Here is an 18,478-nt window from a genome sequence, read left to right as displayed (position 1 = left end):
AACTCCATGGGCATGAGACGACGCTACGAGCCTGACATTAGCGTCAAGGTCAAGCACCCGCGCATCCCTTGATGAGCCCAGCGTTGCCAGGCTGCTCTGCTGTCGCCGCCTCCGGCGGTCGCCATGCTCTTGTGGCGTGTTACAGCAGCCGTTCACTTCGGTTGGCTGCTTCTTCCCGGGTGGCGGTGAGGAATGCCTGGCGGAGCTGGTCTTGCTGCGCGACTTCCATGTTTGCGGGGTGGGGGCGTCGGGGGTCGCTGTGGTGCTGGTAGAGGTCCCAGCAGGCGTGGATGCCGTGAAGCAGGTTGTCGAGCAGGTCTGGGGCGGGCCGGGCGGGGTTGAGTGAGGTGAGCGGCAGGTGAACGGTGTCAGGGCCGAGGTCGAGTTCGGGGTGGTCGGCGTGGGCGGCGTGGATGAGTTCTTGGGCGGCGGTGATGCGGTGTTGAATCTCGATGATGCCGCGTAGGTGGCCTTCGACGACGTGGAGGGCGTTGCGGATGAGGGGCATGACCACGTGCCGGGCCCGGGCGCCGGCGTTGATGGCGGTGGTGATGTCGGTGAGGCTTTCGATGGCGAGTGGTTTGTCGGGCTGCTCGGCGACGGCGACGACCTGGATGGGGTGCAGGCCGGTGTGCTGGGCGGTGATGGTGACGGCGGCGTAGAACCAGTGGGCGGCGGCGATGGCGGCCGCGGTGGGATCCACCTCGGTGAAGAGTGGCTGACTGCCGAAGGGATTCTGGTGCAGCAGGCCGTCGGCTTGGGAGATCTGCAGGGGTGAGGCGTCTTCGCGGCTGAGGACGACGGCTTGCTGGGCGCGTTCGGACAGGTCGCCGCGTTCGGCTTGTTCGATGGCGGCCAGTTCGGCGGCGACGTCGGTGGTGACCTGCGTGGTGAGCTGGGAGGTGTCGAGCACATGCAGGATACGGGCGACGGCGTGGGCGGCGTGCTCGACCTTGGTGTCGACCCGCTGGTTGGTGACTCGCGTGGTGGCGATCAGGGCGGGGAGGACCTTGGCGAAGGCGTCACGTTCTTGCTGCCGGTGCCAGCCGAGGCTGTGAAGGCCGTGCCGGTCAGCGGCGGTGGCCGGGTGCGTGTACGAGCGCCAGCAGACGTCGGACAGGCGGGTCAGCTCGGCAGCGAGCCGGCGCGTGTTCTGGTGGAGCTGGTCGTGTGTAAGCCGGGCCACGACGGTGGCGGTGTCGCCGATGCCGGTGCTCCACTGCGCGAGAAGCGTGTTATGGGCGCGGTCGATGGCATACCGAGTCACGAAGACCTCTTCAAGGAGAAGGGGGAACCAGTGAGTATGAGGGCCATGCTCGGGCCAGTTGCTGGCCACGCCTAGAATGCTGGATCTGCCGCTCACGTGAAGCCCTTTTGACGCTGTCACGAGTCGCTGATCAGTGCTTTTCCTGCGGGATGCGGCATAATTCCCCTCCTCTTTCGCCGGTCGCGGCACGATACTGAGCCGATCGAGCAGTGCTGGCCGCGCGCACCCGCGAGTAACCCAACATCGCAAGATCAGCCCACCGGTTCTCAAGCACTGGACACATTTCGCCAATCGCGGCGATATAGGCAGATACCGGGTGGAGCGACCCTGATCACAGTGGGAGGGAAACGTCACATCCAAGCCCTCACCGCTGCCCGAAGTGGCAGAAAATTGCTTGCAATGGAGTCACCTGCTCACGGTCCATCTTCACGGTTTGATTCATCCCTCGCCTATCGAAAGGAGTGGGGAGCAGGGTTTACCTCAAAAGCTTCTCGGTCAGCGGATTCCGCTCACTTAGGTCAGTTCGGGACATTCCTGTCAGTAAGCCAACGATCTTGGCGGGTCACAATGACAGCCGGAAGAGCGCCACGATCGGGGCCTTCACTCCTGCATCGCATCTCAAGGCGGATACAGCCATCAGCATTGGAAGCATCGAATGGGCGACCGTGCAGCGTACGGGTAAAGGGCCTCGAGATCGTGGTGCCTGATCGCGAACATCTTCGTCCGCGGACGTCCCTTCCGGAACGCTGCCTTGTCGCTCGTCTCGTCGCGCCGTCCTCCGATCGTTGCCCCTGCGGCTTCGCAGGTGCGAGGTCCCTTGTGAGCGACGCAGTGCCGGCCGCGGAGACGAATGGGAGCGTTGCATATTGTGCAACGCTGTAGACGTGATATGCAATCGGCTATTGACATCGTTGCATATGTTTCTACGATCGTTGCAAATGCGAAAACGGTCGGACCGAATGTCCGGCTACCTCTCGTCCCCTGGAGGGAAGCAGCATGCCCGTGGCAAATCCCCGTCCTTCGTCGAGATCCCGGCGGCGTGGACGGTTACGATCGGTCCTGGCCGGACTGACGATCGCGGCAGGGGTCGCGACCGTCGCGTTAGCGGCTCCGGCGTCGGCGGCTCCGGCTGCCCCCCTGGGGCCGAGCGTGGTCAAGACCGATGCCCCGCCGAGCGGGTACGCCGTGAAGTTCCGGTACCAGGCCCCCGCCGGCGTCAATGCCGTTCACGTCTACGGCGACTGGTTCTTCTCCCGGCCGGAGAACGTCCAGTGCGCCGACTGCGGCGACGGCCGTCCCCCCTCGGAGTGGCAGCCGGGCGACATCCAGGCGACTCCGTGGCGCATTCTTCCCATGGAGAAGGGGGCCGACGGGGTATGGGAGATCACGGTCCCCCTGCCCGCCGGCACGTTCCGCTACGCCTTCACACACGACTGCACGAGCCCGGTGGCCACGGGCTGTGCCTTGTATGACGACCCGGCCAACCGGTGGGAGGTGCCGCCGCCGTATCCGGACGCTCCGGGCGCGGTGCGAAGCCGGGTGTACGTACCGGTCAGCAAGAAGTTCCCCACCTACGACACCGGATACCAGGCGCCGGTCAGTGCCGGCAAGCTCGGCAAGCTGGAGCCCCGGCGCTATCCGTCGCCGCTGTCGACCAACCCGGCCGGGGTGCACGACATCGTCGTCTACACGCCGCACGGCTACGACCCGAACCGGGCCACGCCGTACCCGACCCTTTATCTGAGCCATGGTTCCGGTGACCACTCGACGGCCTGGACGATGCAGGGCGTGGCGCACCACATCCTGGAGAACGCGATCCGGGACGGTGCGGCGCAGCCGATGGTGGTGGTGTCGACCGACTTCAACGGCCTGCCCGGTGGCAACCAGGGTTACGCCGACGAACTGCGGAACAACGTCATCCCGTTCGTGGAGCAGAACTATCACGTCTCCACCCGTTCGCGGGACCGCGCGTTCGGCGGGTTCTCGGCGGGCGGGAGCCGCGCCTTCACCATCATGTACGACAACACCGACCTGTTCGCCTACCACGCCGCCTGGAGCTCGGGTGGACCGGCGGCCTCCCAGGCGCAGATCGACCGGCTGAAGGCGGTGCCCGGCGGCATCTACATCGGCACCGGCCTCCAGGACCGCCTGGGCAACATCGCGCAGAACTCGCAGCTGCGGGCCGCCGCCCTCAAGGCCGCCGGTGTCAACGTCACCGAACACAACGTCGACGGCGTCCACACGTGGCACGTCTGGCGCCCTCTGCTGAACTTCTACCTGCGGAACCTGGCGTTCCGCACGACCACGACCGGCGTGGACGTCAACGCCGAGCCCGCGGGGGAGTCCGGCAAGGTCAGGCTCACCGCGACGGCGACGGTGGACGGCGTGACCGCCAACGTCGCCTCACCGAAGGGCAAGGTGGAGTTCTACGCGGGTGACGCCTACCTCGGATCCGCGCCGGTCACGAATGGTGTCGCCACCTTCGACAAGGCCGTCGATGGCGCACTTCTCGACAATCCCGTGGTCGCCCGCTACCAGGGTGACAAATTGTTCAACGCATCGCAGAGCGCACAGGTGGACGCCGGCTGACCCGGTCCCTCGCTGATCCGGCGGGGCCTTGCCGTGGCACCTCCTGCTCAGAGGTGCCACGGCAAGGTGCCGGACGATCTGCGGCGGCCGCCGCGAAGGGCGTGCTCGTGCGGAGAAGGGGCACCGGCCGAAGGGCGCGTCTCAGCTCGCCGATGGCGCAGGTGAGGACTCGGGGGTGAATCCGAGTTCCTGCGAGATCAGTGCCGAGGTCTCCAGCAGGAGCGGAAGCTTCTCCTTCAGTTGGTCCAAGCTCGCGATCACCTCGATCGCGGTCAGGGAGACGGCCGCGATGACCTGTCCGCGCGAATCCCTGATCGGTGCGGCGACGCACATGACATAGGCGTCGTGCTCGCCGTCGTCGATGGCCCAGCCACGCTCGGCGACGCGGGTGAGTTCGGCGTCGAGGGATTCGCGGTCGGCGAAGGTCGTGCTGGTGTACCGCTCGAAGGTGACGTGCGAGAGCAGGCGGTCGCGTTCCTCCTGGGAGAGGTGGGCAAGGATCACCTTGCCCACGGCGCTCGCGTAGATCGAGACGGCACGGCCGATCCGTGACGGCAGCTTCACCGCGTCGAACGCGGGACTGTCCACCTTGTCGACGTAGACGATCTCGTCTCCGGCCAACTGTGCCAGGTGCACGGTATGGCCCGTCTGCCGCTGAAGCACCCGCAGGTGCGCGGACGCGAACTGACGTAGGTCCATCGAGCCGAGCGCGAGTTCCGACAGTTCGATGAGCCCGCTGCCGAACACGTACGTCCCCGCTCCCGTCTTGCGCACGAACCGTGCGGCCTCCAGCGTCTGGAGGATCCGGAGGGCCGTGGATTTGTGGACGCCGAGCACGTCCGCGGCCTCCGAGAGTGTCAGCGGATGTTCCGCCACCAAGCGGATCAGGTTGATCGCACGCTGGATCGATTGCGCCACTTACCGTCCTCCTTGCGTTGCGTATATTGCAATGTAGCTCATGAAGGGCGCAACTGCCACTTGACATCGTTGCACATGTCGCTACGATCGTTGCAATTCCGACCACGGTGTCGGGGAAGTAACCGGTCATAACTCTGGAGTAACTAATGAGGCTGCATCGAGTTCGCCGCAGCATGGTCGCGGCGGCCAGCGTCACATGTATGGCCGTCGCCCTCTTGACCGGCTGCGGCTCCGACGGTGGATCCGAAGGCGGCGTGACCAAGCTGACGTTCGCCGCCTCGACCCTCGGCGATCCGGGCCGTGGGCCGCTGCTCACGAAGTGGCTCGAGGAGTTCAACAAGAGCCAGAGCAAAGTACAGGTCTCCGCCGCGGCGGTGCCGTACCCGACCTTCGGCCAGACCATCCTGACCCAGATGGGCAGCGGAAAAGGGCCCGATCTCATCCGCTTCGACATGCCGGAGTTCGAGGCCGCCTCGGACGCCGGCCTCATCGCACCGCTCAACGACCTGATCGACGTCAGCAAGTATGACCTGCTCAAGCAGCCGGACCAGTTCATGGTCCACGACGGCCAGCGTCACGGGATCATCTTCGAGGCGTCGAACTACGCGATGTTCTACAACGCCGACCTGATCCCGAAGCCGCCGACCAACTATGAGGAGTTCTTCAACACGGCCAAGTCGCTGACCAAGGGCGACACCTACGGCCTCGCGTTCCGTCAGACGGAGGCCGAGGAAGCCGGTGTGTGGCAGGACATCTTCAATTACGTCTACGGCTTCGGCGGCGCGTGGTCGGACGGCCAGAAGCTGACGATCAACTCGCCCGCGAACCTCAAGGGCCTGCAGGCGTTCAAGGACCTGTACGACGCCAAGGTGATCCCGCGTGGCGCGGACGCGGCGACGTTCCGCCGCATGTTCGCCGAGGGCAAGGTCGGCATGGAGCTCAACAACGGCGGCTATGTGACGGCGACTCGCGGTCAGAACGCCGATCTGAACTTCAACGTCGCACCCATCCCGTTCCCGGTCCGCAAGCAGGGCGCGATCCTCGCACCCATCGTCATCAACGAGGCGAGTCCGGCGAAGGAGGCGGCGGCCACCTTCATCAAGTGGGCGCTCGAGCCGAACAACCAGGTCAAGCTGCAGGAGATCCTCGGCGCCAGCAGTGTGGCGACGGTCACCAAGCGAAGCCCTGAGCAGCTCCAGAAGACGCCCTTCCTGACCGTCTTCGACGACCTCACCGAGTCGAGCCTGCCGCAGATCGTCCAGGGGTTCGAGGCGAAGACGCCGGACATCCGCAAGATCGTCGTGCAGAACGTCGTCGCGGCGCTCCAGGGCACGGTCGACCTCAAGACCGCGCTGGACCGCGCCCAGCAACAAGCTTCCCAACTGGTTGGCTGACCGGACGACGCCGTCGGCGAGGACCCTCTCGCCGGCGGCGTCCTACTTTCGAAGGACCGAACTCGATGACCGTGCTGGAACAACAGCAGATCACAGGGCCTCGATCCGGGACCCGGCGTCGAGGCAGCCCGCTGGGGAGCAAGTGGACGCCCTACTTCTTCCTGGCCCCCGCAGCCCTCTTCATCCTCGTGTTCCAGGTCGTTCCGCTGGCGCAGGAAATCTTTCTGAGCTTCACACGAACCTCGCTGCTGAACCCCACACACAGCACCTGGGTGGGGCTCGACAACTTCACCCGTATCTTCGGCGATGAGGACTTCCGCCGCACCCTCCTCATCACCCTCGTCTACGTCGTGGTGTGTGTCGTCGCCGCCGTGGGAAGCGGGCTCGCGGTCGCCCTGCTCCTCAACAAGGGCTTCCGCGGCCGGGGGCTGGCGCGGGCACTGGTGACCATTCCGTGGGCGGCGCCCGGTATCGCGGTCGCGCTCATCGCGATCTGGATGCTCAACCCGGACTACGGGATCGTGAACCGGTTCCTGGACGCGGTCGGCCTCGGCGTCCCGGGCGGCGCCATCCTCGACAGCCCGCGATACGCCCTCCCGGCGGTCCTCGCGACGACCATCTGGCAACTGTTCCCGTTCACCTCGGTGGTGCTGCTGTCCGCACTGCAGTCCGTCCCCCCGCACCTCACCGAGGCCGCGACGATGGACGGTGCGGGAAGGTGGTGGACCTTCCGCGCCGTCACCTGGCAGGTCATCAAACCGACCGTCGGCCTGCTCGCCGTCCTCATGACCATCTGGTCGCTGCGGCGATTCGAGCTCATCTGGCTCATGACGAAGGGGGGACCGGTCGGCGCGACCGAGACGCTGGTCATCGACCTCTACTCGCAGGCCTTCGACTCCAAACAACTCGGCTCGGCGGCGGCGGTCGGCATGGTCGGCGTCGTCATCTCGCTCATCGTCATCGCCGGTAGCCGGTTCGTCGCCCGTGCCGCCGAGAGGGAGGCCCGCTGATGAGACCGCCCCACGTCGGTCTGACCCTGCGCATCATCGCTGTTCTCGTCGTGCTCGGGATCGCCGTCTTCCCGCTGTACTGGATGTTCGTCACCGCACTGACGAATAATTCTGAGCTCTTCGCCGATAAGGCCCGGCTCGTCCCCGACTTCTCGCAGTTCGGGGTCTTCATCGACGCGCTGGCCGAAGGCAAGGCGACAACCTGGCTGCGCAACAGCCTGGTGATCGCCGCAGGAACGACGGTCCTCTCGATCGGCCTCGGCATCCCGCTCGGCTACGCGCTCTCGCGGTTCTCGTTCCGGGGCAAGGCCCTCGTGGCCGTCGTGCTGCTGTTCACGCAGATGCTTCCCGAGGCTCTCATGGTCGTGCCGCTGTTCGCGCTCTTCCGGCGATTCGACCTCCTCGACTCCCTCGGCGGGCTCATCCTGGTCAACTCCGCCTTCGTCCTGCCGATCGTCGCCCTCATCCTCAAGGGCGCGATCGACGGCCTACCTCGTGAACTGGAGGAGTCCGCGCGGGTCGACGGAGCACGACCGCTCACCGTGCTCACCCGCATCAACGTGCCGCTGATCGCTCCGTCGCTCGCCGCCACCGCGGTCATCGCGTTCTTCCACGCCTGGAACGAGTACGTGTTCGCCGTGACGTTCATCTTCACCCCCGGAATGCAGCCGGCATCGGTCGGCATCGCCAACTTCATCGGCGAACTCGGCACGCCGATCCAGACGGTCATGGCGGTCGCCTTCATGTTCACGGCGCCCGCCGTCGTCTTCTACCTGTTCGTACAGAAGTATGTGGTGGCCGGCATGACCGCCGGCGCAGTGAAGGGCTGAGCCGGAGTATGAAGATCACCTCGGTCGACACCCTTGTCGTCGACTTCTACCGCACCAACCTGGTGATCGTCCGCGTCTCGACGGACGAAGGAATCGTCGGACTGGGCGAGGCGACCCTGGAGGGCAAGGAACGCGCCGTCCAAGGCGCCATCGCCGAACTGGCCGAAGCCGTGACCGGGATGGACCCCACCCGCATATCCGGCATCCTGTACGAGCTGGCGAGGGACTGGTACTGGCGAGGCGGCCCGGTCATCATGACCGCGCTGAGCTCGCTCGAGATGGCACTGTGGGACATCTCGGCACGAGAGCTCGGCGTCCCGGTCTCCCGCTTGCTCGGCGGCGCCACCCGCGACCGGGTGCGCGCTTATGCCAACGGCTGGTTCTCCGGAGCCGTCACGCCCGAGGACTACGCGGCCGCCGCGAGGAGGACCGTCGAGAGCGGCTTTCGCGGTCTCAAATGGGATCCCTTCGAGAACTACGACCTCACGATCACCTCCCGGCAACTGGACCGCGTGCTCGCGCAGATCGACGCCGTCCGCTCCGCCGTCGGGCGCGACGTCGAACTGTTCATCGAGGGCCACGGCCGGTTCGACGTCACCCACGCCGTCAAGATCGCGCGGGAGATCGCCCAGTTCGACCCGGTGTGGTTCGAGGAACCCTGCCCCCCGGACAACCTCGACGCCCTCGTCGACATCCGCCGGGCGTCGCCGGTGCCCATCGCCGCCGGGGAGCGATGGTTCGGCCGGCAGGGTTTCGCGCCGGCGCTCGCCCGCCAGGCGGTCGACTTCGTCCAGCCCGACGTGACGCACGCCGGCGGCATCGCCGAGCTGGCCTTCATCTCGACGCTCGCCGCGACCAGCTACGTCGGTTTCGCCCCGCACAATCCCAGCGGACCGCTGAGCACCGCGGCGACGCTGCAGCTCGGGGCCACCCTGCCCAACTTCCGATACCTGGAGATCATGGCAACCGACGTCCCATGGCGCCCGGAGATCACCAACGAGAGACTCGTACTGACGGAGGAGGGTGACATCCTCATCCCGACCGGGGCCGGTCTCGGCATCGAGCTCGACCTCGAGGCGATCGCACGGCATCCCTTCACACCCCACCCCTTGCGGATGTTCCGGGACGCCGTCTTCGACATCCGGCCCGCGGACGAGCGGTCCTTCTTCAATCTGGGAGACGGCAAATGATCCAGTCATCGCCCGATGAGCTCGCCGCCGAGGCCGCCTGGTTCGGGACGGCCGCGGACGCGCTGCCGGACGATGCCGCGGACAGTGTCCTGATCGGCCGGATCTGGGATCCCCTCGTCGAAGGGCCCTCACCCGTGGTGGTCCGCGACGGAGAGGTCATCGACATCAGCGCGGAGTTCCCGACGGTCCGCGACATCTGCGAGCTGCCGGAACCCGCTGCCGTGATCTCCGGGCTCGATGGCCGGCATGTCGGCGGCTTCGGGGACGTGCTCGCCAACACCGGGGCCGCGGACCGGGACCGTACCCGGCCCTGGCTGCTCGCACCGGTCGACCTCCAGGCGCTCAAGGCCGCCGGGGTGACCTTCGCCGTCTCGATGATCGAGCGCGTCATCGAGGAGCGGGCCGGTGGCGACATGGCACTCGCCGCGGACATCCGCCGGCGGATGCTCGCCGGCGTCGGTGCCGACCTTCACGACCTGTCGCCAGGTTCCGAGGAGGCGGCGCGGTTGAAGACTCTGCTCGTCGCCGAGGGCGTCTGGAGCCAGTACCTGGAGGTCGGGATCGGCCCGGATGCCGAGATCTTCACCAAGGGCCAGATCCTCTCCGCTGTGGGAACGGCGGTGCCCGTCGGGGTGCTCGCCGCCTCGACCTGGAACAACCCGGAACCCGAGGTGTCGCTCATCGTCCAGTCGAGTGGCCGGATCGTGGGGGCGACGCTCGCCAACGACGTCAACCTCCGGGATGTCGAGGGCCGATCCGCGCTCCTGCTGCCGATGGCGAAGGACAATAACGCGTCGTGCGCGCTCGGCCCCCTCATCCGGCTCTTCGACGACCGGTTCGACCTGGAACAGGTACGCGGCCTCGTGGTGCGGCTGGACATCGAAGGCGAGGACGGCTTCCACCTGGAGGCGGTCTCGGAGATGGCGCAGATGTCACGCGATCCGGAAGCGCTGGTGCGGCAACTGATCGGCCCGCACCATCACTATCCCGACGGCGCGGTCCTCATGCTCGGTACGATGTTCGCGCCCATCCAGGACCGCGACCACCCTGGCGAGGGGTTCACCCACAAGACCGGTGATGTGGTGAGGATCAGTTCCCCCGCGCTCGGCACCCTGGTCAACCGCGTCCGGCACGCGGAGGACTGTGCACCTTGGGGCTTCGGAGTCCGCGATCTCATGGGAAATCTCATGAAGAGAGGACTGTTGTGAGCCCTGCCGTCACGGTCGATCCAAGGGAGGCCGGCGCCGCGAGACCGACCTCAAGCCGCTGAGGCGGATGCCGATGATCGCGCCACGCAAGTCCGGCGCGGTCATCGGCCCTTATAGCCGCCGGGTCGCAGGGCCAGTGGTGGGTTCAGCCGGATTGCGCGGACGGCGGCGCGATGGACTCGCGGCTGCGCACCGGCATGGGAACTCGGTGCACTTCGCCTTGTCGATCAGGAGCTGCGTGGTCGCCGCCGATCTCGGTGAAAAGCACGTCGACGGCCTTGCGGCCGAGTTCGTAGTGCGGCAGTGCCACGGTCGTCAGCTTGGGCCGGATCCACGAGGCGATGGGATGGTCGTCGAAGGAGACGACGGACACGTCGTCAGGAACGTTGAGCCCCGCATCGTCGAGTGCCTGGTAAGCGCCCATGGCGATCCGGTCGTTGAAGCAGATCAGCGCCCGCGGACGCGCCGTCTCCAGGAGGTCCCGCGTCGCGGCGAGGCCCTCTTCCGGCTGCCAGTCGGGGCAGAGACGACCGCCCGCCACCTTGACGCCCGCCTCGGCGAGCGCCTCCCGGATGCCGACGAGCCGTTCCACCGCCGCGACACTTGCCGGGGGTACATCGCCCATGCCGGGGCCGGCGCCGATCAAGTAGATGTCATCGCGGTGGCCGGCGTCGAGCAGGACGCGGGCCGCGCGGCGGCCTGCCTCCACCTCGTCGGGGAGGACGGCGGGCAGGGGAGTGGGCTGGTCGGGCAGCGCGTTGAGCAGGACGGCGGGTGCGGCCGTCATGGACCCGGGCACCTTGATGGTCCTGGTGAACATCGAGGCCAGGATGAGCCCGTCCACCTGCCGGTCATGCATCGCCTGCAGCAGGAGCCGCTCGAGCTCGGCGTCTCCCTCCGTCTCACCGATGAACAGCATGAAGCCGCGCTCACGGGCGGCCTCAAGGGCGCCCTTGATCATGTCGCCGGCCAGACGCGAGGTGGCGACGGTGTCGGAGACGAAGCCGATCGTCCGGGAGGTGCCCGTACGCAGGTTCACGGAGACGATGTTGGGCCGGTACTGCAATTCGTCGGCGGCTCGCAGAACACGCTGCTCGACATCTCGAGAGATCCGCAATTCGCGTCCGCGGCCCGACAGCACCAGTGAGGCGGTCGTCCTGGAGACGCCTGCGGCTTTGGCCACATCGGCCAGCGTGACCCGGCGAGGGCTCACCCAGGGCCTCCGATCGTCAAGAGTGTGTTACGGGGGGTTGACATTGTACGAGGTGCGCGGTGAGACTATCGGGCGCTAACCCGATTTAGCAACGGACGTGGGGCATCAGCCGGGTGCGCGTGTCCCAAGCAGCAGAGGAGATGCACATGGCTCGTCGAGTTCGACCCGGCAGGGCCGGAGCCGCGCTTGTGATCGCCATGGGGACGCTGGCCGCCGCCTGCGCTGCTCCCGGCAGCAACAGCTCGCAACCCACCGCCGCCGGCACGTCGTCTCAGTCGGCCGCTCCCACCTGCGGTACGGCGCCGATAACGATGAGCGGCTACTTCGAGACCGGCTTCCCGCTGGCCAAGGACTTGACCACCGAGTTCTCCAAGCAGCACCCGAACGTGACCTGGAACATCCGCGAGGACCAGTTCGCGGTGATCACCCAGAACGCCCCCCGCGTCCTGGCGGACAATCCGCCCGACCTGATGCGCCTGCCCCAGGTCTCCGAGCTCGTCAAGGACAACCTGCTGAAGAACCTCGACGGCTACGCGCAGTCCTTCGGCTGGGACAAGTGGCCGGCCTCGCAACTCGAGCAACTCCGCCTGGGGCCGGGCGGACGGCCGCGCGGCGAAGGTTCCCTGTACGCCCTGGGACTCAACATGAGCATGACGGGCCTCTTCTACAACAAGAAGCTCGCCGCCCGGATCGGGATGACCACTCCACCCACCACGCTGGCCGAGCTCGACCAGGCGCTGGCCAAGGCCAAGAACGCGGGCCTCACACCGATCGTGCAGTTCAACGGTGGTGCCACCGGCGGGCTGGCGTTCCCGCTGCAGAACCTCATGGCCTCCTACGGCCCGGCCGCGCCCATCAACGACTGGATCTTCCAGAAGCCGGGCGCCACCATCGACACCCCGTCGAACCTGCAGGCCGCCCAGCATCTGGAGAAATGGATCAAGGCGGGCTACTTCCAGAAGGACGTGAACGCGGTCGACTACGCGACGATGATGAGCCGCTTCATCGACGGTCAGGGCCTGTTCATGTTCAACGGAGACTGGGAGTCGGGCAACCTCGACAAGCAGATGCCGGGCAACGCCGGCTTCTCCTTGATGCCGCCGGCCCAGCAGGGCGGCAAGCTCGCCGCCATGTCGGCGCCCCTGGCCTTCGGGATCGCGGCGAACGCCAAGAACGCCGACTGCGCCGCCTTCTTCCTCAACTGGGTGGCCACCGACAAGCAGGCCCGCACGATCGGCGTCGACGTCGGCGGATCGCGTCCGATGGGACCGGCCGATGCGTACATGCCTGAGGTGGCCGCGGACAAGGTCACCGCCGGCACGCTGGCAGCCGGGGCGGACATCGCCAAGAACAACGGCGCGATGGACTTCATCGCCAATGCCACCGGCGCCATCTACGCCAAGAGCTGGACCCCCAACCTGCAGAAGCTGGTGGCCGGAGAGCAGACGCCGCAAGGGCTGCTGAAGACGGTCCAAGCCGACTACGCCGGCCAGCTCGCAGGGAACTGAGCGCGTCGATGGCCCGGTCTGTCACCGCCCGGTCCGCACACCGGCGGCCGGCCACCACCAAACTGCGCGCCTTGGTCGGCTGGCTGTTCATCATCCCGGCGCTCTCCTTCTACGCGGTCTTCGTCCTGCGCCCGATCGCCCTGACGTTTCAGTACTCGCTGTACGAGTGGGACGGCATCGGGCCGTCCACCTGGGTGGGGACGGCCAACTACGGCAAGGTGTTCACCGACCCCGACCTGTTCGACTCCCTGATCAACGCCTTCAAACTGATCGTCTTCTTCAGCGCGGTCCCGGTCGTGCTCGGCCTGGCGATCGCCGCCACCATCAGGCGCATCACCGAGAGCCGGCTCGCCCTCGTGGCGCGAACCGTGCTCTTCCTGCCACAGGTCATCCCGCTGGTGGCCGCCGGTATCGCGTGGAGCTGGCTGCTGGCCTCCACCGGAGTGATCAACCAGCTCCTCTCGCTCATCGGCCTCGGCGGGGTGACCCGGGCCTGGCTGGGCGACTTCGCCACCGCCCTCCCGGCGGTCGGCATGATCGGCGCGTGGGTGCTGCTCGGCCTCTGCACGCTGTTGCTCCTGGCCGGCATGAGCAAGATCGACCCCGCGCTGTACGAGGCAGCCCGGCTGGACGGCGCCGGGCCGTGGCGGGAGTTCGTCTCCATCACGGTTCCCAGCCTGCGACAGGAGATCGCGGTCTGCGTCACCGTGACCGTCATCGCGGCCCTGGCGAGCTTCGACATCATCTACATTTCCACCCAGGGCGGCCCGGGCAACACGACGATGGTGCCCGGCCTGCAGATCTTCTACCTGGCCTTCTCCGAACGCGAGGTAGGGACGGCCTCGGCCCTGGCCATGGTGCTCATGCTCCTGGTGATCGCCTGCGCCCTTCCCATCCAGTGGTTCGCAAAGGACGGCAACCGATGATCAGCTCGCGGCGGGAGGCCTGGATCGGCAGGCTGCTGCTCGTCGTGATGATGGCGGTCACGCTCCTGCCGTTCCTCAGCCTGTTCGTCACCGCCCTGCATCCCTCGGGCACCTACCCGGCCGGGCTCGCCTGGCCCGGCGACCCGCAGTGGGGCAACTTCCTGCGGGCCTTCGAGGCCGCGAACATGGGCGCGCTGTTGTGGTCGAGCGTCCTCATCGTGCTGGGCGTGGTGCCGATCTCGATCCTGCTGGGGACGATGGCCGGTTTCGCCATCGGTCACCTGCGCGTGATCGGCAGCCGCGTGGTCTTCCTGCTGTTCGTGCTCGGTCTGACCCTGCCCTTCGAAGGCATCATCACGCCGCTGTACTACCAGGTCCGCGACCTGGGCCTGCTGAACACCCGATGGGCGATCATCCTGCCGCTCATCGGTCTGTTCATGCCGTTCAGCGTCTTCTGGATGCGCGCCCACTTCGTCAACATGCCCGCGGAGCTGTCCGAAAGCGCACGCATGGACGGCGCCAACGTATGGCAGTTGTTCCGGCGCATCCACATCCCCCTCGCCATGCCGGCGATCTCGTCCCTGGGCATTCTGCTGTTCCTGTGGACGTGGAACCAGTTTCTGCTGGCGATCGTCCTCGTCGACGACCCGACCAAGCGCACGATGTCCGGAGCTCTGGGCGCCTTTCAGGGTCAGTGGGGAACCGACATTCCGCTGCTGTGCGCCGGATCCCTGCTGATCCTGACCCCCACGCTCGCGATCTTCCTCATCTTCCAGCGGCACTTCGTCAAGGCCCTGCTCCAGGGCTCCCTGAAGGGCTGACGGGCGATGAGCGCCCTGCACATCACATCCCACGAGTGAAAGCCGAGGTTGTTCATGGCCCTACGAGAACGGCCAGGCGGGGCACGGAATCCGGCGAGGTCCGGCCCGTTCCCACGGCATGCCGCAGGCAGGGCGGCGCGTGAGCAGTAGCCGACCGGCGCTCTGGACCAGCCGGCATCTCGACCTGCTCGTCGAGACCGACGCGACCACGGCGCCCACCTTCGACCCCACGGCCGTACCTCGGCTTCTGCCGGACCACGATCTCTGGGACCTGTGGCCGATTCAGCTCGAGGACGGCTCGACAGCCTCGATCGGCGGTGGCGAGATGTGGATGGCACTGTCGGCTCCGGCCCTCGGCCACCCCGAAGAGCGTCACGACCAGGCCCGGATCCGCCTGCTCGCCAAGTACGGCGGCGGATGGAAGGATCTCGGGAACGCCTTCGCCGACGACGCCTCGCCCGGTAGTCGCGAGTGGTCGGGATCGGCGGTCCGCCGGCCCGACGGAACGGTGTCGGTGTTCTACACGGCCGCTGGGCGACGAGGAGAAGCACACCCCACATTCCGGCAGAGCGTCATCGAGACGCGCCTTCCCCGGATCCTCGACGGCGACGGGCCTCTGCCACATGAAGAACACCGGGAGATCCTTCGCTCCGACGGCCTGATGTACCTGCCTGCCGATGAGGCCACCGGGTCACCGGGGAACATCAGGGCATTTCGCGATCCCGGCTGGTTCCGCGACCCTGCCGACGGGCGAGACTACCTGCTCATCGCCGCGTCCACCGCCTGGGACGACCGTTTCACCGGCGCTATCGCCCTGGCCGAGTCACGGGCCGGCGCCTGGTCGCTGCTCCGGCCTCTCCTCGTGGCCGAGGGCATCAACCACGAGCTGGAACGGCCGCACCTTGTCGTTCACCAGTCGTGGTACTACCTCTTCTTCACCACCCAGCGCCACTCCTTCCACCCGGCCGATCGCGCACCCACCGGGCTCTACGGCTTCGCCGCACGCACACTGACCGGACCGTACCGGCCGCTCAACGGGTCCGGGCTCGTGATCCAGAACCCTTCCCGCCAGCCAGATCAGGCCTATGCGTGGCTGGTGCTGCCCGACCTCCACGTGGTCAGCTTCGCCAACTATCGATCAGAAGGCAGGGATCTCCGGCATGCGGAGGCGGGGCAGGCGCGGGCCAATTTCGGCGGGACCGTCGCGCCGATGCTCAAGTTGACCCTGGACGGGATGACCACGTCCGTCGTCCCGTGCTCGGAGGTTCCAGCGGAACACCGCCCCTGATGGGGGCCACCCGATGAGCTGACCATGGGCGTGCTCATGCGAAGCAGCTCATCGTGCCGACTCCGGAGCCCGCCCTTCGGCTTCAGACGGGCGGAAGGGCGGGGGCGCGGTGCTCTCACGCACGACGAGCTCGGTGGCCAATTCGACGCGGCTCTGTAGCGGCTGCTCGCCTTGGGCCAGCGTCAGCAGCATCGAGGTGGCCGCGGCGGCCATCTCGGCGAGGGGCTGGCGGATGGTGGTCAGTGGTGGGATGGCCCACCGTACGGAAGGCAGGTCGTCGAAACCGATCACACTGAGATCGTCCGGAATGCGTAGACCGAGCCGGTGAGCCGCGTGGTAGACGCCTATGGCCTGACCGTCATTCGTGGCGAAAATCGCGGTCGGCCGGTCGGGCAGGCGCAGCATGCGGTGCGCCTCGGCCAGACCGCCCTCGATGAGAAAATCCCCCCGGCCGACCAGCTCTGGATCAACGGTCACGCCGGCCATGTCCAGGGCGGTCCGGTAGCCGTCGAGACGGGCCCGGCCGGACAGCGCGGAGTCGGGTCCGGTGATGATACCGATGCGACGATGCCCGAGCTCCAGCAGGTGACAGGTGGCCGTGAGCCCGCCGTTCCAGTTGCCGGCGCCGACCGATGGAATGTTCTTGTGAGGAGCGTCGGCCGGATCCAGCAGGACCAGCGGGATCTCGCGGCGGGCGAGCTGCTCGTGCTGAGCCTCGGTCAGGCCGGAGAACACCGCGATCACGCCGCTCGGGCGGCGCCGCAGCACACCCTCCAGCCAGGCGTCCGCGGCGGTGTGGCCGCGGTGCAGGTCCGATATCCCCACCGTGAGCTCGTGCGCACGAGCGACCTCCGCCACGCCTTTGGTGATCTCGACGGGATAATCGCCCTCCAACGCGTGGAAGACCAACTCCACCAGGGCCGTCGGCGTGGAACGGCGGCGTTGTCGCCGGTAGCCGTGCTGGCGGATGAGCTCTTCCACCGCGGCCCGGGTTGCGGAGGACACCTCAGAACGGCCGTTCACGACCTTGGAGACCGTCGCGGTGGAAACCCCGGCCAGCTCGGCGAGCTGGGCGATGGTGAGGGGGGACTCCATGGTCATGGCGGCAGTCTAGCCATGGAGCGCCGACAGACGGGCAGGCGCCGGCCGGCGGCAAGGTGCCCTGGTGCATGACCCGGGCGGGCTCGGCCTTGCGCCGAGCCCGCCACGCCGTGTCACGCCATCAGCGCTGCAGGGTCAGCAGGCCCGGCCGGTAGGGCAGGAGGCCGTAGTCGCCGCCGGAGTTGGGGCTGCGTCCCTGGTAGAGGAGTTGCAGGTTGCAGGGGTCGATGGTGAAGGTCTGGTCGGCGCTGGTGCGGATGAGTTCGCCGTGGCTGATGTCGTTGGTCCAGGTGGCGCCGCTGTTGGCTTTGCCGGCGAAGGGGTTGCTCTCGGTGGCGGCTTGGGGGGTCCAGGAGCCGTTGAGGCTGGTGGCGGTGAATGAGCGGAAGTAGCGGCCTTGGGAGCCGATCGCTTCGACGATCATGAGGTACTTGTTCTGGTTCTGGAGTTTGTAGACCTGGACGGCTTCGAACAGGTTGTTGGTGGTGTCGCTCATGATCACGGTCGAGGTGGTGCCGAAGCTGCCGGGGAAGTTGCCGATGGGCATGCTGGCCCGGTAGATCTTGCCGTTGTCGCCGGCGAAGAACAGGTACATGTTGGTGCTGTCGCCGATGAGTGTCTGGTCGATGGGGCCTGTGCCGGAGCCGGAGATGCTTCCGGAGAAGAGCACCTGCTGGGATGACCAGCCGTTCGGGTTGGTGGGGTCGCTGGAGGTGCGGTAGGAGAAGGCGGTGCCGCCCCATTGGTAGGCGAGCACCCAGATGTTCCTGGGGGCGAAGTAGAAGAGCGTGGGCGCGACCGTGGAGTTGGACATCGCGTTCTGGCTCGCCGAGGCCATCTCCGACCAGTTGGTGAACAGGCTGAAGTTCATCGAGCCCCACCGGGTGCCGGTGTCGTGGGTGGTGGCGTAGACGAGATGGCGGCCGTTGTAGGGGGCGACGGTGAAGTCCTTGAGCGAGACCCAGCCCGCCTTCGGGGTCGCCAGCACGCCCGTCGATGTCCAGCGGTACGACGACGGGAGGTCGCACTGGCCGGGGTTGCCGCCGTCCACCCGGACGAGTTGCCACTGCTGGTTGTTGCCGTTCCAGTCGTCGTACTGGACGATGTTGGCTCCGTCGGCGGTGGAGGCGCCTTGCACTTCGAGGGCCTTGTTGCTGTGGCGGGAGATGAAGCGTACGTAGCCGTCGGAGCTGTCGGCCAGCCGCCACTGCTGGT

15 protein-coding genes are annotated in these 18,478 nt (G+C 67.1%); 10 read left to right on the top strand and 5 right to left on the bottom strand.

What is annotated here, in order from left to right; all coding sequences use genetic code 11:
* Window positions 1-139: 139 nt before the first annotated feature.
* Window positions 140-1,267, bottom strand: a complete 1,128-nt coding sequence (locus BLS95_RS21600; RefSeq protein WP_090933969.1) for a hypothetical protein — start codon at window positions 1,265-1,267, stop codon at window positions 140-142.
* A gap of 1,149 nt (window positions 1,268-2,416) precedes the next feature.
* Between BLS95_RS21600 and BLS95_RS21590 the strand changes: the two genes are divergently transcribed.
* Window positions 2,417-3,856 (top strand): alpha/beta hydrolase-fold protein, encoded by a 1,440-nt coding sequence (locus BLS95_RS21590; RefSeq protein WP_176993308.1) that lies wholly within the window; start codon window positions 2,417-2,419, stop codon window positions 3,854-3,856.
* A 141-nt stretch (window positions 3,857-3,997) separates the two neighbouring features.
* Here the strand turns inward: BLS95_RS21590 and BLS95_RS21585 are convergent, their stop codons facing one another.
* A complete protein-coding gene (locus BLS95_RS21585) occupies window positions 3,998-4,774 on the bottom strand; it encodes an IclR family transcriptional regulator (protein WP_090933963.1) in 777 nt (258 codons plus the stop codon).
* A gap of 173 nt (window positions 4,775-4,947) precedes the next feature.
* Here BLS95_RS21585 and BLS95_RS21580 point away from each other — a divergent pair, with 173 nt between their 5' ends.
* The 5 genes from BLS95_RS21580 (at window position 4,948) to BLS95_RS21560 (ending at window position 10,406) form a co-directional block, all read left to right on the top strand.
* Window positions 4,948-6,168, top strand: coding sequence for an ABC transporter substrate-binding protein (locus BLS95_RS21580; protein ID WP_176993307.1), 1,221 nt, complete (start codon window positions 4,948-4,950; stop codon window positions 6,166-6,168).
* Window positions 6,169-6,233: 65 nt separating this feature from the next.
* Window positions 6,234-7,178 (top strand): carbohydrate ABC transporter permease, encoded by a 945-nt coding sequence (locus BLS95_RS21575; protein ID WP_090933959.1) that lies wholly within the window; start codon window positions 6,234-6,236, stop codon window positions 7,176-7,178.
* Complete coding sequence (locus BLS95_RS21570; protein ID WP_090933956.1) at window positions 7,178-8,008, top strand: carbohydrate ABC transporter permease; 831 nt, start codon at window positions 7,178-7,180, stop codon at window positions 8,006-8,008. The genes BLS95_RS21575 and BLS95_RS21570 overlap by 1 nt, the downstream gene beginning before the upstream one ends.
* Before the next feature lie 8 nt (window positions 8,009-8,016).
* Window positions 8,017-9,198, top strand: a complete 1,182-nt coding sequence (locus BLS95_RS21565) for a mandelate racemase/muconate lactonizing enzyme family protein (RefSeq protein ID WP_090933954.1) — start codon at window positions 8,017-8,019, stop codon at window positions 9,196-9,198.
* Window positions 9,195-10,406, top strand: coding sequence for a fumarylacetoacetate hydrolase family protein (locus tag BLS95_RS21560; protein WP_090933951.1), 1,212 nt, complete (start codon window positions 9,195-9,197; stop codon window positions 10,404-10,406). Before BLS95_RS21565 ends, BLS95_RS21560 begins: the two co-directional genes overlap by 4 nt.
* A 145-nt stretch (window positions 10,407-10,551) precedes the next feature.
* On the opposite strand, the gene BLS95_RS21555 is transcribed toward BLS95_RS21560, so the two are convergent.
* Complete coding sequence (locus tag BLS95_RS21555) at window positions 10,552-11,619, bottom strand: LacI family DNA-binding transcriptional regulator (protein WP_090933949.1); 1,068 nt, start codon at window positions 11,617-11,619, stop codon at window positions 10,552-10,554.
* A gap of 146 nt (window positions 11,620-11,765) precedes the next feature.
* On the opposite strand from BLS95_RS21555, the gene BLS95_RS21550 reads away from it, so the two are divergent.
* The 4 genes from BLS95_RS21550 (at window position 11,766) to BLS95_RS21535 (ending at window position 16,162) form a co-directional block, all read left to right on the top strand.
* Window positions 11,766-13,127 carry an ABC transporter substrate-binding protein gene (locus BLS95_RS21550; protein ID WP_176993306.1) on the top strand — a complete coding sequence of 454 codons (1,362 nt, stop codon included), beginning with the start codon at window positions 11,766-11,768 and terminating at the stop codon, window positions 13,125-13,127.
* Between the two features lie 8 nt (window positions 13,128-13,135).
* A complete protein-coding gene (locus BLS95_RS21545; RefSeq protein ID WP_090933945.1) occupies window positions 13,136-14,053 on the top strand; it encodes a carbohydrate ABC transporter permease in 918 nt (305 codons plus the stop codon).
* Window positions 14,050-14,874, top strand: coding sequence for a carbohydrate ABC transporter permease (locus BLS95_RS21540; RefSeq protein ID WP_090933943.1), 825 nt, complete (start codon window positions 14,050-14,052; stop codon window positions 14,872-14,874). Before BLS95_RS21545 ends, BLS95_RS21540 begins: the two co-directional genes overlap by 4 nt.
* Window positions 14,875-15,013: 139 nt before the next feature.
* Window positions 15,014-16,162: a glycoside hydrolase family 68 protein gene (locus BLS95_RS21535; RefSeq protein WP_176993305.1), complete on the top strand. Its 1,149-nt coding sequence runs from the start codon at window positions 15,014-15,016 to the stop codon at window positions 16,160-16,162.
* 48 nt (window positions 16,163-16,210) lie between these two features.
* Here the strand turns inward: BLS95_RS21535 and BLS95_RS21530 are convergent, their stop codons facing one another.
* Window positions 16,211-17,263, bottom strand: coding sequence for a LacI family DNA-binding transcriptional regulator (locus BLS95_RS21530; RefSeq protein ID WP_090933939.1), 1,053 nt, complete (start codon window positions 17,261-17,263; stop codon window positions 16,211-16,213).
* A gap of 121 nt (window positions 17,264-17,384) precedes the next feature.
* Window positions 17,385-18,478 (bottom strand): non-reducing end alpha-L-arabinofuranosidase family hydrolase (locus tag BLS95_RS21525; RefSeq protein ID WP_218135906.1); only part of this gene is annotated, 1,094 nt, incomplete at its 5' end.

The organism is Nonomuraea jiangxiensis (genome assembly GCF_900099965.1).
GTDB lineage: Bacteria > Actinomycetota > Actinomycetes > Streptosporangiales > Streptosporangiaceae > Nonomuraea > Nonomuraea jiangxiensis.
The sequence above is the reverse complement of the archived record's forward strand: the minus strand, read 5'-3'. Positions and strand labels throughout refer to the sequence as shown.